Genomic DNA, 15,200 nt, shown 5'->3' with positions numbered 1-15,200 from the left:
ACAGCGGGACACATACTACCCACGGGCACGGCCGGGCGCCGGGAGCGGTGCGGCCCGCCGGTATCCTGGCCGGGCTTCGGACCGATTGGACGCCATGCCGGAACTCCGCCCCGTCACGCTCGCCGTGCTCACCGTCGACCCGGGCGGGATGGGCGGCGGCGAGACCTACGCGCGCGCGCTCACGCGCCTCCTGGCGCCGCGGCCGGGGGAGGAGGGACCCGCCGTGCAGGTGCTCGTCCCCGAGAACGCGCGCGGCTTCAGCGAGGGCGTGCCCGAGGTCGTGGCCGAGGGGGTCGTCAGCGGGGCGGGCCACCGCCGCCGGGCCGTGGGGATGCTCCAGGCCCTCCTGCGCACGCCGCGCCTGCGCCGGCGCCTCGGCCGGGAGGCGGTGCTCTACTTCCCGTTCACGGTCCCGCTCCCGTGGCCGTCGCGGCGGCAGGGGCACGTGCAGATGCTGTTCGATCTGCAGCACCGCGACCTCCCGCACCTCTTCCCCCGCGTCGAGCGCGTCTTCCGCCGGCTCGCCTACGAGGCGACCGCTCGCCGCGCCGACGCGGTCATCACCATCAGCGCCTTCACCAAGGGGCGGATCGTCGAGCTGCTGGGCATCCCGGAGGAGCGGATCCACGTGTCGCATCTCGGCGTGGACACCCGGCGCTTCGTCGCGAATCTGGGCACACGCGAGGACTTCGTCTTCTACCCGGCGCGCGCCTGGCCGCACAAGAACCACGCCCGCCTGTTCGAGGCGGTGCGCCTGCTGCGGGAGGAGGGGCACGCCCTCCGCCTCGTGCTGACAGGAGGAGATCTGGACCGCCTCGGCCCGCTGCCGGACTTCGTCGAGTGGTGCGGCCACGTCACTCCGGAGGAGCTCGCCGACCTCTACCGCCGAGCCGCGGTGCTGGCGTTCCCGAGCCTCTACGAGGGCTTCGGCCTCCCTCCCATCGAGGCGATGGCGTCGGGATGCCCGGTCGCCGCGTCCGACGCGGGCTCGCTCCCGGAGATCTGCGGGGACGCCGCGGTCTACGTCGATCCGCTCGAGCCGCGCTCGATCGCGGACGGGATCCTCGAGGCGATCGAGCGGACAGGCGAGCTCGGCCCGCTCGGCGTCGAGCGCGCCCGGTCCTTCAGCTGGGAGCGCTGCCGGGAGGAGCACCTCGCCGTGCTCCGCCAGGTGGCGCGGCGGCGCGGGCGCTGAGGAGTCCGGTCAGTCCCGCGGGTGCAGGAGCCGGCGCCAGCTCAGTCCCTGGGCCGCGCGCATCGCGCAGAGCACCACGAGCAGCCAGCCGGCGTCGAGCAGGATCGAGCTCTCGGCCAGCGCGGTGACCATCAGCACGGTCAGCACCAGCACCGGCCAGACGTGCACGACCGCCTTGCGCTCGGAGGCGATCAGCCAGGAGCGCCAGAGCGCGAGGCCGATCAGCACGACGAAGAGGACCACCCCGACCGCGCCGACCTGCAGGGCCACGTCGAAGAGCGCGTTGAGGCTCGACGAGTGCGGGCGGCCCGAGAGGTAGTCGATGGCGGTGAAGGGGTAGAGGTCGGGCCGCCAGTAGCCCACCCAGCCCCAGCCGACGATCGGAGCGAGGTCCGTGAAGCGCCAGACCTGCTGCCAGAGCCGCAGCCGGAACTCGAACTCGCTGCCCGCGTTCAGCAGCTCGATCACCCGGTAGCGCAGGAGCCACACGGTGAGGGAGGCCGCGGCGGCGACGCCGAGCACCGCGAACTGCCGCCGACGGCGGTGGGTGCCGTCGCCGTGGCGCACCCAGCGCAGAGCGAGGGCGACGACGACGGCCACGGCGAGCACGCCCGCGCTCACGGCGGAGCGCGTGAAGAGGAGGGTGACCGCGGCGAGGGCGATCGAGGCGACGGCCGGCCCGCGGGCGACGGAGCGGGTCATCAGCTCCACCGAGAACGTCACGATCGCCAGCAGGCAGACCAGCCCGAGCTGGTTGCGCGTGCCGACGAGTCCCTGGATCGGCCCGCCGACCGCGAGCAGGCCCTCCACGCCGAGGAAGCGCAGCGGCTGGTCGATCAGCACCCCCGAGAGCACCTCCACGGCGAGCGAGGCGATCAGCACGACCCGCAGCACGTCGCCGACCGAGCGGATGATCTGGATGATGTCGCGCGTCAGGCCGATCGCGATCGCCAGGAACGCCAGGGCGAACTGGTAGACGACGCTCGAGACCGTGGCCCAGGTGTAGTCGCTCCACAGCACGCTGAGCGCGATCCAGCCGAGGAACACCAGGATGCTCGTGGGCAGCAGGCCCTCCCAGTCGAGCCGCCCGCGCCGCAGGACGAGCATGACCGCCGCGAGGGCGGTGAGCGTGGCGACAGCGGCGATGTAGCCGGGCCAGCCGAGGAGCCCGCGGACCGCCGGGGCGCAGAGGACGGTGACGAGAGTGGTCTGCGCGAGGGCCGCCGCGAACTGCGGGGACGCCGTCGCGTCGGCGACGGAGGCGGGGAGCGAGGGGCGGCGGGGCCTCATCGCCTCGGGGAGGCGTCGGCGAGGGGGAGCGGGGTCGCGGCGAGGACCTCGGGCGTCTCGGTCGCCGGCCGCTTGGTCTGCACCGCGAAGAGGACGAGGAGCAGCCAGCCTCCCTCGATCAGGATCCGGCTCTCGAACAGCGACTGCGCCAGGAGGGCGACCACGATCAGCAGCGGAGCGAGGCTGACGGCCGTGTAGGGGAGGGTCGAGGTCGCGTCGCGCCGCGGGCGGTCGACCGCGCGGAACCAGGAGCGCCACAGCGTCGAGACGGCGAGCGCCGCGAAGAGGACGAGGCCGACCGCTCCGAGCTGGAGGGCGACGTCGAGCCAGGCGTCGTGGGCCTGCAGGTAGAGCACGCCCTTGCGCTCGGCGAGGGTGTCGAACGGGGCGGCCCAGGGAGCCCAGTAGCTGACCCAGCCCCAGCCGAGGACCGGGCGCTGCAGCGTGAGCGCGATCACCGAGTCCCAGATGTCGAGGCGGCCCGTGGCGTCCTCGCTCTTGCCGAGCAGGCCGAGGAGGGCGCCCCAGCCCGCGGCGCCTCCGGCGACGGCGGCCACCGCCAGCCCCGCGGCGGTCAGGTAGACAGGACGGCGGCGGGACTCGCCCCTCCGGCGAGCCCAGAGCGCGAACGCGGCCGCGAGGACGACGGCGACGAGGCAGAGCAGGACGGTGGCCGAGCGGGTGAGCAGGAGGGTCGTGACGAACAGGGCGACCCAGACCGCTCCCCAGCGGCGCCGGACCGAGTGGGCCGCCAGCTCGATCGCGATCACGATCAGGCCGAGCAGGGCGAGGAAGCCGAGGAGGTTGCGGTTGCCGACGATCCCCTGGACGGGCTCGCCGGTGAAGAGGGCTGCCTGCGACCAGTAGAAGGCGTCGGGCGTCGGTCCGTCGGCGGGAGGCTCGACGCCGAACGGCAGGACGGGCTGCCGCACGACGACCGCGATCACGAGCTCGAAGAGGAGCGAGAGGGCGACGGAGAGGCGCAGGGCCCGTCCGAGAGCCGTGAGCAGTTCCCGGCTGCTCAGCGTGATGGCGAGGACGACGCCGCCGAGCGTCGTCGCGAGCTGCGCCGTGACGCCGATCGCGCTCGCTCCCGGATAGGCGGACCACAGCAGCGAGAGCACCGCGAGCCCGAGGAAGAGGACCAGCGACTTCGGCGTGCGGGCCCAGCGCGGGCGGGGGCGGGCGCGGACGAGCACGGCGATCGAGGCGCCCAGGAGCAGCGCGACGACGACGCCCCAGCCCCACCATCCGGCGAGGTTCCGCAGCGACTGGCCGGCCAGCAGCACGGCCAGCACCGCCACCGCGAGCGCTCGGGGAGCGGCGGGGGCGGCGCGTCGGATCATGGCGACCAGTCTAGGGAGCGGGGGCGGCGCGGCGGCGTGCCGGGCGCGCCGCCGCTCGCTCCCCGGCCGGGGCGTCCACTCGGGGAAGACGGCTTGGACGGGAGGCTCAGACGAACGCGGCGGTGCCGGTGATCGAGCGGCCGACGATCAGCGTGTTCATCTCGCGGGTGCCCTCGTAGGAGTAGAGGGCCTCCGCGTCGGCGAAGAAGCGGGCGACGCCGTAGTCGAGGACGATGCCGTTGCCGCCCATCACCTCGCGGCACCAGGCGACGGTCTCGCGCATCCGGGCCGTCGCGTAGGCCTTCGCGAGGGCGGAGTGCTCGTCGCGCTGCTCGCCGGCGTCGAGCATCTCGGACACGCGGGTCGCCAGGGCGATGCTGGCCGTGATGTTGCCGATGCTCTTGACCAGGAGGTCCTGCACCAGCTGGTGCCCGACGAGCGGCTTGCCGAACTGCACGCGCTCCTTCGCGTAGCGCAGCGCCGCGTCGTAGGCGCCGATCGCGACGCCGATGGCCTGCCAGGCGACCTCGGCGCGGGTGAGCCGGAGCACCTTCGCGGTGTCGCGGAACGAGTTCGCGCCCTGCAGGCGCAGCGACTCCGGGACGCGGACGCCCTCGAGCACGATGTCGGCGTTCTGCACCGTGCGCAGGCTCTGCTTGCGCGCGATGGCGGTGGCGCGGTAGCCCGGCGTCGAGGTGGGGACGAGGAAGCCCTTCACCTGGCCGTCCTCCGCGTCCTTCGCCCAGATCACGGTCACGTCGCTGAAGGTCGCGTTGCCGATCCAGCGCTTCTCGCCGTCGAGGATCCAGTCGTCGCCGTCCCGGCGGGCGGTGGTGCGCAGGCCCTGGGCGGAGTCGGAGCCGGAGTGCGGCTCGGTGAGCCCGAAGGCGCCGACGACCTCGCCCGAGGCGAGCTTCGGCAGCCACTCGGCGCGCTGCTCCTCGGAGCCGGCGACGCCGACCGTTCCCATCACCAGGCCGTTCTGCACGCCCACGTAGGTCGCGATGCCCGCGTCCACCCGGCCCAGCTCGAGCGCCACCCAGCCGCGGAACACGGCGGAGTTCTCGATCGCGCGGGTCTCGGGCCAGGAGAGGCCGATGACGCCGGTGGCGTGGATCGCGGGGATCAGCTGCCGCGGGAACTCCGCGCGCTCCCAGTACTCGTCGGCGATCGGCCGCACCTGCTCCTCGAGGAACGCGCGGACGCCGACCAGCAGCTCCTTCTCGGCGGGCGTGAGCGCCGCCTCGAACCCGTAGAAGTCGGCCCCCAGGGTCTCGAAGGTCGTGCTGTCCATGCTCTGTGCTCCCTCGCTCGTCGGATGCGGCACGGCGACCGCTCCGACGGCGACAGTGCTGCGACTCCCAGCGTACGAAGCGCGCCTGCGAGTGCCGCGTCCTCTGGCGGAGAGCACCAACAGGCGGGCCCTCCTCCCGGGCCCGCGTTGTGGATCCTGCTAGCGTCGCAGCGGAGCGGCCCCGGCGCGTCCGGCTGAGCGGCTCGGACCCACCCCTCGGACGGAAGGCCAGCGCTCCCGTGTTCATCCCGATCGGCAACACCCCCCGCGACTACGCCTGGGGCTCGCTCACCGGCATCTCGGAGGTCCTCGGCACCGCGCCCTCCGGCGCTCCCGAGGCCGAGCTCTGGCTCGGCGCGCACCCGGGCTCGCCCGCGCGCGTCCTCGACCCCGCCTCGGTCGGCGCCGGCACGCTCGCCGAGTGGATCGGCGAGCACCCCGAGGCGGCGCTCGCCGGAGTGGAGGGGTCGGTCGATCCGGTCTCGGGCGCTCCCCGTCTGCCGTTCCTGCTCAAGATCCTCGCCGCGGGCGGGCCGCTGTCGCTCCAGGCCCACCCCTCGTCCGAGCGGGCCCGGCGCCGGTTCGTCGAGGAGGAGGAGGCCGGCATCCCGCGCGACGCCGCCGATCGCAACTACAAGGACCCGTTCCACAAGCCCGAGCTGATCTACGCGCTCAGCGAGAGCTTCGACGCGCTCTGCGGCTTCCGCGAGCCGGCGGACGCCCGGGCGCTGCTCGCCGAGCTGGCCGGGCGCGCCCCGGCGGAGGAGGCGGCCGCGATCGCGCGGTTCGCCCGGACGCTCGAGGGCGAGCCCTCGGAGGTCCTCCGCGGCGCCGTGTCGTGGCTGCTCGCCGACGGCGACCGCGCCGAGGTCGCCGCGCTGGTGTCCGCGGTCGTCGCGGCGTCCACGGGCGACGACCGCCTCGAGACGACCACGGTCCGGGACCTGGCCGAGAGCTACCCGGGCGACCCCGGCATCGTGCTCTCGCTCCTGCTCAACCGCGTCCGCCTCGCCCGCGGCGAGGTGCTCTACCTGCCCGCCGGCAACATCCACGCCTACCTCGCGGGCACGGGCGTGGAGCTGATGGCCGCCTCCGACAACGTGCTGCGCGGGGGCCTCACGCCCAAGCACATCGACGTGCCCGAGCTGGTGAGCGTGCTCGAGTTCTCGCCGCTGCCCGTGCCCTACCTCCCGGCCGAGCAGGCCGGGCCGGGCGTGCGCGTCTACCGTCCGGACGTCCCCGACTTCGTGCTCGCCGTCGTGCAGCCGGCGTCGGAGGAGCCGGCCCGCGTCGCCCTGCACGGGCCCGCCATCGCGATCGCGACCGAGGGCTCGCTCTCGCTCGAGGGCGCCGAGGGCTCGGTCCGCGTCGAGCGCGGCGGCAGCGTGTTCGTGACCCCGTCGGAGGGCGCTCTCGCCGTCACCGGACGGGGCACGCTCTTCGTCGCGACGGTCTGACCCCTCCAACGACCCGGCCGCTCAGGCGGCGAACGTGCGGCGGTAGGCCGCCGGCGTGGTCCGCAGGACGCGCGTGAAGTGGTGGCGCATCACCGCGGCCGTGCCGAAGCCGACCCGCGCGGCGACCGCCTTGAGGGTCAGCTCCGTCTCCTCCAGCAGCACCTGCGCCCGGAGGAGGCGCTGGCGGGTGAGCCAGGCGAGCGGAGTCGTGCCGAGGTCGGCCCGGAAGCGGCGCGCGAAGGTGCGGGGGGCCATCAGGGCGCGACGGGCCAGCGCCTCGATCGAGAGGTCCTCGTCGAGGTGCTCCAGCATCCACTCGGTGACCTCGGCCAGCGAGTCCGCGCGCGCCTCGGGAACGGGGGTCCGCAGGTACTGCGCCTGCCCGCCGTGGCGCTGCGGGGGCACGACCATCCGCCGGGCGACGACGCTCGCCGCCGTCGCGCCCAGCTCCTCGCGCACCACGTGCAGCGCCGCGTCGATGCCGGCCGCGGTGCCCGCGCTCGTCACGATGCGCCCCTCCTGCACGTAGAGGACCTCGGGGTCCACCGTGACGGAGGGGAAGCGCCGGGCGAGCTCCGCGGCGTGCATCCAGTGGGTGGTCGCGCGCCGGCCGTCGAGCAGGCCCGCCTGCGCCAGGGTGAAGGCCCCGCTGCAGACGCTGAGGATCCACGCGCCGCGCTCGTGAGCCTCGCGGAGGAGGTCGAGGACCCGCTCGTCGGCGGGCCCGCGGCCGTGGGCGGGGACGGCGATCAGGTCCGCGTCCCGGGCCGCGTCGAGACCATCGGCGATCAGCAGGTCGAATCCGAGGCTCGTCCGGACGGGGCCCGGATCGGGAGTAGCGATCCGGAAGTCGAGGGCGGGACCTCCGTCGGTGCCGCGGTCGATCCCGAACACCTCGCAGACGACCCCGAACTCGAACGGCGCGAGCCCGGGCAGGGCGAGGAGGGCGACGGAGCGGAGCACGGCGGCAGGATATCGCCACCCGTCGTCATCCGGCCTATCCACGCCGTCGATCCCCGCCGCTAGGGTGTCTTCCGGCGCGCGGAGTCGCGGGCCCGCACCGAGGAGGATCCACATGGCATGGCTGGTCACCGGGGGAGCCGGATACATCGGGGCGCACGTGGTGCGCGCGTTCTCGGAGCAGGGCATCGACCCCGTCGTCCTCGACGACCTCTCCTCGGGGCACGCGTCGTTCGTGCCCGAGGGCGTCCCGTTCCACCAGGGCTCGATCCTCGACGAGGCCCTGCTCGACCGCGTGCTCGCCGAGCACGACATCGAGGGCGTCGTCCACGTCGCCGGGTTCAAGTACGCCGGAGTCTCGGTGCAGCGCCCCCTGCACACCTACGAGCAGAACGTCACCGGCACCATGCGCGTGCTGGCGGCGATGGAGCGCGCCGGGGTCTCCTCGATCGTCTTCTCCTCGAGCGCTGCCGTCTACGGCGCGGTCGACGTCGAGATCGTCACCGAGGACACCCCCAAGAGCCCGGAGTCGCCCTACGGCGAGTCGAAGCTGATCGGCGAGTGGCTGCTCGCGGACGCGGGGCGGGCGCACGGCGTCCGGCACGCCTCCCTGCGCTACTTCAACGTCGTCGGGTCCGGCTACCCGGACGTCTACGACACCAGCCCCCACAATCTCTTCCCCCTCGTCTTCGAGGCGCTGCTGGACGGCCGCACGCCCCGGATCAACGGCGACGACTACCCGACACCGGACGGCACCTGCGTCCGCGACTACATCCACGTCGCCGACCTGGCGCTCGCGCACGTCGCCGCGGCGCGCCGCCTGGCCTCCGGCGAGCCGATCGACCCGGTCTACAACCTGGGCAGCGGATCCGGGGCCTCCGTCGGGGAGATCATGCGCGCGATCGCCGACAGCACCGGCATCGCCTTCACGCCCGAGGTCGCCCCGCGGCGGCCGGGCGATCCGCCCCGCATCGTCGCCTCCGGCGCGACAGCGGCCCGCGACCTGGGCTGGGAGATGCGGCACACGGTCGCCGAGATGGTGGAGAGCGCCTGGCGCGCACGGAGCGCCGCGACCGCCTGATCGGATCTCACGTTCGCGACACGCCGGTGTGTCGTGAACCCTCCACGGCGGGTTGAGGGTTTATGGTCCGCGACTTGACCTGAGCGAATGACACCGCTGTAATTACCTAGGCAGCGGCTCCGGGAGGAGCGGCCGCCGATCATCGGTTCGCAGGCGGGGTAGGAGACGGCATGACGCTTCCGGAACAGCACTCCGGAGTCCCCGAGGACTGGTTCGTCGATCCGGTCCGTCTGGGCGTGCCCGGAGTCCGACCCGGGATCGACACCGCGACCGAGGCGCCGGGGGGCGCGCTCTCCTGGCAGGTCGACTCGCTGTGCGCGCAGACCGATCCCGAGGCCTTCTTCCCCGAGAAGGGCGGCTCGACCCGCGACGCCAAGAAGATCTGCACCTCGTGCGAGGTCCGGGCCCAGTGCCTCGAGTACGCGCTCGAGAACGACGAGCGGTTCGGCATCTGGGGCGGCCTCTCCGAGCGCGAGCGCCGGAAGCTGCGCCGCCGGGCCTAGTCCCCTCCTCGCCGCGACCCGACCGACGGGGCGGCGAGCCGCAGGCGGGCGGCGCGGCGGCATCGCTTAGGGTGGTCCGCGATGTATCCACGAGTCACCGCCGTCCTCGTCGCGCGCAACGGCGCGGCCTATCTGGAACGAACCCTCGCGGCTCTGCGGGCGCAGACCCGTCAGCCCGACGCGACGGTGTTCGTCGACGGAGGCTCGAAGGACACGACCGACGAGCTCCTCGCGTCCTGGGGTCCGACGCAGCTCGTGCAGGTCGCCGAGCACCTCCCCTTCGGCCAGGCCGTGGCCCGCGCGGTCCGCGTGATGCAGCCGCCGGCCGGAGAGGACGAGTGGCTGTGGCTGCTCGCGCAGGACTCCGCCCCCGAGCCCGGCGCCCTCGCGGCGCTGCTGGGAGCCGTCGAGGTCGCCCCCTCCGTCGCGGTCGCCGGGCCCAAGATCATGGACTGGACGCGCTCCGGCTACATCCGCAGCTACGGCGAGTCGATCACCAAGCACGGCACGACCGTCCACCTCGTCGAGGACGAGCTCGACCAGGGCCAGCACGACTCCACGCCCGACGTCCTGGCCGTCGCCGCCGGCGGCATGCTCGTGCGCCACTCCCTCTGGGAGGAGCTCGGCGGCTTCGACCCCGGCCTGCCGGTCGTCGACGACGCGCTCGACTTCTCGATCCGCACCCGGCTCGCCGGGCACCGGGTCAGCCGCGTGCCGGACGCCCGCGTCACCACCGCCCGCATCGGGCTGCAGCGCCCCGACGGCCGCCGCATCGACAGCGGGGAGCGGCGCCGCGCGCGCCAGCACCGCACCGCGCAGCTGCACCGCCGGCTCGCCTACGCGCCCGTCGCGCTCCTCCTCCTGCACTGGCTCTCGCTCGTCCCCCTGGCGATCGGCCGCGCGGTCGTGCGCCTGCTGCGCAAGCAGCCCGGGCTGGTCGGAGGAGAGCTGCTCGCGGCCCTCGTCGTCGCCTTCGGGGGGACGAAGGTGCTGCGGGCCCGCACGGTGCTGCGCTCGTCGAAGAACGTGGGCTGGAAGGCCGTCGCGCCGCTGCGCATCCCGCTGGACGTGGTGCGGCAGCTGCGCTCGGTGCGCCACGACGCCGTGCGCGTGCAGGCCGGGCGGGACCGCCATCCGCTGCACTTCTTCCAGGGCGGGGGAGTGTGGGTCGTCCTCGTCGCCGCGCTCGCCGGCCTGGTGATCTACACGCCGCTCCTCGCTGCTCCCGCGCTCAGCGGCGGTGGTCTGCTGACGCTCTCGCCGACTGTCGGCGAGCTGTGGCGCAACGCGGCCTACGGCTGGCGCGACCTCGGCTCGGGGTTCATCGGCGCGGCGGACCCGTTCGCCTCCGTCCTCGCCGTGCTCGGCTCGCTGACCTTCTGGTCGCCCAGCTACTCGATGGTGCTGCTCTACCTCGTCGCGCTCCCCGCTGCCGCCCTCGGCGCCTGGCTGATGATCGCCCGGCTCACCCCGCGCGCGACCGCCCGCGCCGCCGGAGCCCTCGTCTACATCCTCGCTCCCGCCTTCTTCGCCGCGCAGGCCGACGGGCGCCCCGCCCCGCTGCTGGTGCACGTGCTGCTTCCCTGGCTCTTCTTCGCCGGGTTCGGCGCGTACCGCTCCTGGTCCGCCTCCGCGAGCGCCTCGATCCTGGCTGCGGCCGTCGTCGCGTGCGCGCCGGTGCTGGCCGTGCCGCTCCTGGTGATCTGGCTCGTCGTCGTCGCCACCTCGGGGCGGCGGATCGGCCGCTTCCTCGGCCTGCCGATCCCCGCGGCCGTCCTGCTCTTCCCGCTGGTGGTCGCCCGCGCACCGCGGGGCGACTGGCTCGGCGTCCTCGCGGATCCGGGCGTCCCGCTGCCCTCCGCGCAGTCGGACCTCGTCGCGCTGCTCGCCGGCTTCCCGGCCGGTCTGCCCGACGGATGGCTCGCGTTCCTCGGCGGTCTGGGGATCGGCGCCTACGCGGCCCCGCTGGTCACGGCCGTGCTCGTCGTGCCGCTGATCGTCGCGGCGCTGGCCGCCCTCCTCCTCCCGAACAACCTCTCGGCCCTCGGCGGAGTCGGCGTCGCGGCGGCGGGTCTCGTGACGGCCTCGCTCGCCCAGGGCGTGCAGGTCGCGACCACCGGCTCCGAGGCGGTCTCCGTCTGGAGCGGCACCGGTCTCAGCCTCTACTGGCTCGGCCTGGTGATCGGCGCGTCGCTCTCGCTCGCCGCCGTGCGCTCGGTGCGCGTGGTGCCGGCGCTCGTCGTCACGGCCGCGGCAGCAGCACTGGTCGGTCCGCTCGCGGTGGCCTTCCCGACCGGCGCCGGCACGTCCGTGTCGACCACGTCGGACCGCTCGCTCCCCGCCTACGTGGCGGCCGAGGCCCGGAACGACCCGCGGGTGGGCACGATCGTGCTCGTCCCGCAGGCGGACGGCGGCGTCCTCGCCCGGCTGGAGCGCGGAGCGGGCGCGACCCTCGACCAGCAGTCGACCCTCGCGAACACCGGCGCCGAGAGCGCGGACGCGATCGACGAGCTGGCGGGCAACCTCGTCTCGCGGACGGGCTACGACGTCCCCTCCGCGCTCGAGAGCCTCGGCGTGCGCTTCGTCGTGCTGACCGAGCCGGCCGGCACCCAGGTCGGCGACGCGGCCGCCGCCGTGCGCGCGCGGGCGGCCGTCTCCCTCGACGGCAACGCGGCGTTCTCGGCCGTCGGCGACACCCGCTACGGGCTCCTCTGGACGGCCGTCGACACGGAGGGGACCCGCACCGAGGCCGCGCCGTCCGGCGTGGTCGGACCCTTCGGGATCGCCTACACGATCGCCCTCCTCCTCGTCTTCGTCGTCGCCCTCCTGCTGGCGGTGCCCACCGGGCTCTCCCTCGAGCGGGGCCGCTCCAGCGGCGCGGTCGCCGGGATCGACGACGAGCCGGGCGAGGCCACCGGCCAGTTCGACGACGGGAACGACGATGTCTGACCCCGCCGACCAGGAGAAGCAGATGCCCGAGTCCTCCGCCCGCCGCTCCCGCGCGGAGCGCCGCGCCGATCGCACCGCGGCCTCGACGCCCGATCGCGCACCCTCGGCCGCCCGTCGGCGCCGGACGGCCCTGCGCGGTGCGGTGGGCGCGGCCGGAGTCGTGATCGCCGCGGCCGCCGTGGTCGTGCCCCAGCTCCTCCCGTCCCCCCTGGTCTCGAGCGCCGCGGAGGGCGTCGTCGTGACGCCCGTCGCGGCCGACAGCTCGCTGGTCTGCGGCGGCGATCTGATCGACGCCGGAGAGCCGGAGCAGCTGCGCGCCCTCGACGGCGCGGCGACCGCGGTCCGGCCCGAGGGCTCCACCTCGGACCCCACGGTCCTCGACGAGGACGACGTCGCCGCACCGGGCACCGGCATCACCGGTCTGAGCGTGCCCGCGGGCTCCGACCCCGCGCCCGGCGGAGCCACCGTCCAGGCCATCGGCACGGACACCCTCTCCGGACTGTCGGCCCGCGCCTGCGCCGAGCCCTCGGCCGACAGCTGGCTCGTGGCCGGCTCGACCGACGTCGGGCGCACCTCCGTGCTGATCCTGGCGAACCCGAGCGAGGTCGCCTCCACCGTCGACCTCACGCTCTTCTCCGAGACCGGCACCGTCCAGGCCACCGGCGCCACGGGCATCGTCGTTCCGGCCGGAGCGGTCCGCGCGCTCCCGCTCGCGGGGCTCGCCCCCGGGGTCGTCCAGCCCGTCGTGCATGTAACCGCTCGCGGCGGCGAGATCGCCGCGAGCATGCAGAGCAGCGCCATCTCCGGCCTCACCCCGGAGGGCGTCGAGACCACCGGCCCCTCCGCCGGCCCGGACACGCTCGCCGTGATCGCCGGCTTCACCGTCACGTCGCCTCCGGCCGAGACCGCGAGCGACGACGGCAGCGGTGGCGCGGGCAGCCCCGTGCTGCGCATCCTCACCCCCGGCGACGCCGACAGCACGGTCTCGGTCGAGGTCACCAACGAGGACCCGAGCGGGTCGGGCGCCTCCACCCAGGTCGTCGTCCCCGCCGGCCTCGTCGGCGAGGTCCCGCTCACGGGCCTGGCGGACGGCTCCTACCGCATCGTCCTGCGGGCCGATCAGCCGATCGTCGCGGCGGGGCGGACGACCTCGACCGGCTCGGCCGGCACGGACTTCGCCTGGTTCGCCTCCGGCACCGCGACCACGACGCCCTTCGGCGTCGCCGGCACGGGCGAGGGCGACGCGCGGCTGCACCTGGTCAACGGCAGCGACTCGACCGCCTCGGTGGAGATCGAGGCCCCGGGCGGCACCCGCACGCTCGAGCTCGGCCCGTTCGCGGCTCTCGCGACCCCGCTGGACGGCGACGGCGCGGTCGTCAGCAGCACCCAGCCGGTGCAGGCCTCGGTCTCGATCGCGCGCGACGGGCGGATCGCCTCGTACACGATCGTCCCGCCGGGACCGCTCTCCTCGCCGATCACGGTCTACTCGCACTGAGACGCGGGGCGGCGGCGCCTCGGCGGTGCCGGCACCTCAGAGCTGTCGGCGCCTCAGGGGTGCCGGTAGCGGTCCGGGGAGATGTCCCACGGGTCGCGGCCGAGCAGCTCCGCGACGGCGCGGAACACGTAGCTCTCGATCAGCATGCGCTGGTGCCACTCGTCGCGGCGGTGCAGCTTCGCCAGGCGCTCGATCGGCACGCGGTAGAGCGTGATGCGGCGCGCAGCGTGGTCGACGCGCCACCGGGCGATGCCGGTGCCCTGCAGCCGGTCGGGGTCGACGTCGGGAGTCGCCGCGACGTCGACGCGGATGCCGGCGAGCTCCTCCGGCCAGGTGCCGCGGAGGTAGTCGAAGGCCGAGCCGATCGTCGCCTCGAAGAAGTCGGAGCGGGTCTGCAGCAGGGGGAGGTGCGGACCGGTGATCGGCCCTCGTGCACCGCGGCCGTGCCGGTCGCGGGAGCCTCCGCGCGACCCGCTCGTCGGGCGAGCGGCGGAACGACGAGCACGGGGCATGGCTCCAGCCTATTGCTACTGTGGGCGGCGATGACCGGACGGCACTGCTCGCGGACGGGCTGCCGTGCGCAGGCCGTCGTCACGCTGACCTACGACTACCGCGACTCGCTGGTGGCGGTCGGGCCGCTGAGTCCTGCGCCGGATCCGCACGGCTACGACCTCTGCGCCGAGCACGACCGGCGGCTCCTCGTTCCGCGCGGCTGGGAGACCGTCCGCTACGGCGCGGGGCCCGCCTAGGCCGCTGCCGCGCGCGTCAGGGCCGCTCGGGGAAGCCGCGCGGAGTGCTCGAGAGCACGGGGGCCAGCCGCTCGAGCCGCTGGTCGGACAGGAGCAGGGCGCGCTCCTCCCGTGCCCGGCGGAGTGCGGCCACGGCGAGGAGGAAGTCCTCCGCGGGCGCGGCGGGCAGCGGGGAGACGTGGACGGCGGTCTCGTCGGCCAGCGCGGCGGCGAGCTGCGAGCGCGAGGGCTCCGTCATGCCGTGGCGCTGGCGGAGGAACTGCGCCAGTCGGCGCGCCAGGGCGTCGGGGAGGCGCGCGGTGTCCGCCGTGACGGCCCAGCCCCGCAGCGGCTCCGGGATCTCGACGACCAGCGGCTCCGCGCGGGGAACGCGCTCGAGCTGGCTGTGCGTGCCCGCGAGGACGTCGCCGAGACGGCGCGATCGGCGCGAGAGGAGGCCGACGACCGCGGCGAGCCCGCCGAAGGTCATCAGGATCTCGAGGACACCGGTGAGGCCGCGCACGAGGGCGTGCCGGAAGCCGATGGAACCGCCGTCGTCGCGGACGACGCGAGCGCCGACGGTGAGCTTCCCGAGCGAGCGGCCGCGACTGGCCGTCTCGACGGTGACCGGCACGATCACCACGGCGATGACGAGGGCCGCGATCGCCACGGCGGCCGACGCGGCGGGGTCCAGGCCGCCGTCCCCGGAGAGGGAGGAGACCAGCAGGAACAGGCCCAGCGCGAGCAGGAGCTCCGCGATCAGGTCGATGATCGCGCCGACCGCGCGGAGCACGAACGAGGTGACGGGCACCTCGAGCGCGATCGCCTCGCCGGTGACCAGGTCGGCGTCGTCGAACTCGGTGCGCTGCTCCTCCACGGTGCTCCTCCCGGATGCTCGGCCT

The 15,200-nt window shown here is 74.6% G+C and carries 13 protein-coding genes; 7 read left to right on the top strand and 6 right to left on the bottom strand.

From position 1 onward, the window contains the following. Window positions 1-94 precede the first annotated feature (94 nt). The gene (locus C5C39_RS00145; RefSeq protein ID WP_104352385.1) at window positions 95-1,195 is read left to right on the top strand and encodes a glycosyltransferase family 1 protein; all 1,101 of its coding nucleotides are present in this window, start codon (window positions 95-97) and stop codon (window positions 1,193-1,195) included. A 9-nt stretch (window positions 1,196-1,204) separates the two neighbouring features. On the opposite strand, the gene C5C39_RS00140 is transcribed toward C5C39_RS00145, so the two are convergent. From C5C39_RS00140 to C5C39_RS00130, 3 genes are all read right to left on the bottom strand, one after another. Beyond that, window positions 1,205-2,485, bottom strand: a complete 1,281-nt coding sequence (locus C5C39_RS00140) for an O-antigen ligase (RefSeq protein WP_104238041.1) — start codon at window positions 2,483-2,485, stop codon at window positions 1,205-1,207. After that, a complete protein-coding gene (locus tag C5C39_RS00135) occupies window positions 2,482-3,831 on the bottom strand; it encodes an O-antigen ligase (RefSeq protein ID WP_104352384.1) in 1,350 nt (449 codons plus the stop codon). The genes C5C39_RS00140 and C5C39_RS00135 overlap by 4 nt, the downstream gene beginning before the upstream one ends. A gap of 106 nt (window positions 3,832-3,937) precedes the next feature. Continuing rightward, a complete protein-coding gene (locus C5C39_RS00130; RefSeq protein ID WP_104324133.1) occupies window positions 3,938-5,125 on the bottom strand; it encodes an acyl-CoA dehydrogenase family protein in 1,188 nt (395 codons plus the stop codon). Window positions 5,126-5,364: 239 nt separating this feature from the next. Here C5C39_RS00130 and manA point away from each other — a divergent pair, with 239 nt between their 5' ends. Next, a complete protein-coding gene (gene manA, locus C5C39_RS00125; RefSeq protein WP_104352383.1) occupies window positions 5,365-6,582 on the top strand; it encodes a mannose-6-phosphate isomerase, class I in 1,218 nt (405 codons plus the stop codon). Between the two features lie 21 nt (window positions 6,583-6,603). Here manA and C5C39_RS00120 read toward each other — a convergent pair whose 3' ends face one another. After that, entirely contained in the window at window positions 6,604-7,545 is a 942-nt protein-coding gene (locus C5C39_RS00120) for a GlxA family transcriptional regulator (RefSeq protein ID WP_104352382.1), read from the bottom strand. 112 nt (window positions 7,546-7,657) lie between these two features. On the opposite strand from C5C39_RS00120, the gene galE reads away from it, so the two are divergent. From galE to C5C39_RS00100, 4 genes are all read left to right on the top strand, one after another. Further along, the gene (gene galE, locus C5C39_RS00115) at window positions 7,658-8,623 is read left to right on the top strand and encodes a UDP-glucose 4-epimerase GalE (RefSeq protein WP_104352381.1); all 966 of its coding nucleotides are present in this window, start codon (window positions 7,658-7,660) and stop codon (window positions 8,621-8,623) included. Window positions 8,624-8,793: 170 nt separating this feature from the next. After that, the gene (locus C5C39_RS00110; RefSeq protein ID WP_104224145.1) at window positions 8,794-9,126 is read left to right on the top strand and encodes a WhiB family transcriptional regulator; all 333 of its coding nucleotides are present in this window, start codon (window positions 8,794-8,796) and stop codon (window positions 9,124-9,126) included. 81 nt (window positions 9,127-9,207) lie between these two features. Beyond that, window positions 9,208-12,075, top strand: a complete 2,868-nt coding sequence (locus C5C39_RS00105; protein WP_104352380.1) for a glycosyltransferase family 2 protein — start codon at window positions 9,208-9,210, stop codon at window positions 12,073-12,075. Further along, window positions 12,068-13,570, top strand: coding sequence for a DUF5719 family protein (locus C5C39_RS00100; RefSeq protein WP_146083856.1), 1,503 nt, complete (start codon window positions 12,068-12,070; stop codon window positions 13,568-13,570). Before C5C39_RS00105 ends, C5C39_RS00100 begins: the two co-directional genes overlap by 8 nt. 53 nt (window positions 13,571-13,623) lie before the next feature. On the opposite strand, the gene C5C39_RS00095 is transcribed toward C5C39_RS00100, so the two are convergent. Next, entirely contained in the window at window positions 13,624-14,082 is a 459-nt protein-coding gene (locus C5C39_RS00095; protein ID WP_104224142.1) for a metallopeptidase family protein, read from the bottom strand. A gap of 30 nt (window positions 14,083-14,112) precedes the next feature. Between C5C39_RS00095 and C5C39_RS00090 the strand changes: the two genes are divergently transcribed. Next, complete coding sequence (locus C5C39_RS00090; protein ID WP_104224141.1) at window positions 14,113-14,319, top strand: DUF3499 family protein; 207 nt, start codon at window positions 14,113-14,115, stop codon at window positions 14,317-14,319. Between the two features lie 16 nt (window positions 14,320-14,335). Here C5C39_RS00090 and C5C39_RS00085 read toward each other — a convergent pair whose 3' ends face one another. Further along, complete coding sequence (locus C5C39_RS00085; protein WP_104224140.1) at window positions 14,336-15,175, bottom strand: RDD family protein; 840 nt, start codon at window positions 15,173-15,175, stop codon at window positions 14,336-14,338. Window positions 15,176-15,200: the final 25 nt, after the last annotated feature.

It is taken from the genome of Rathayibacter sp. AY1F3 (assembly GCF_002931975.1).
Taxonomy (GTDB): Bacteria; Actinomycetota; Actinomycetes; order Actinomycetales; family Microbacteriaceae; genus Rathayibacter.
This window is presented reverse-complemented; position numbering and strand designations above follow the sequence as displayed.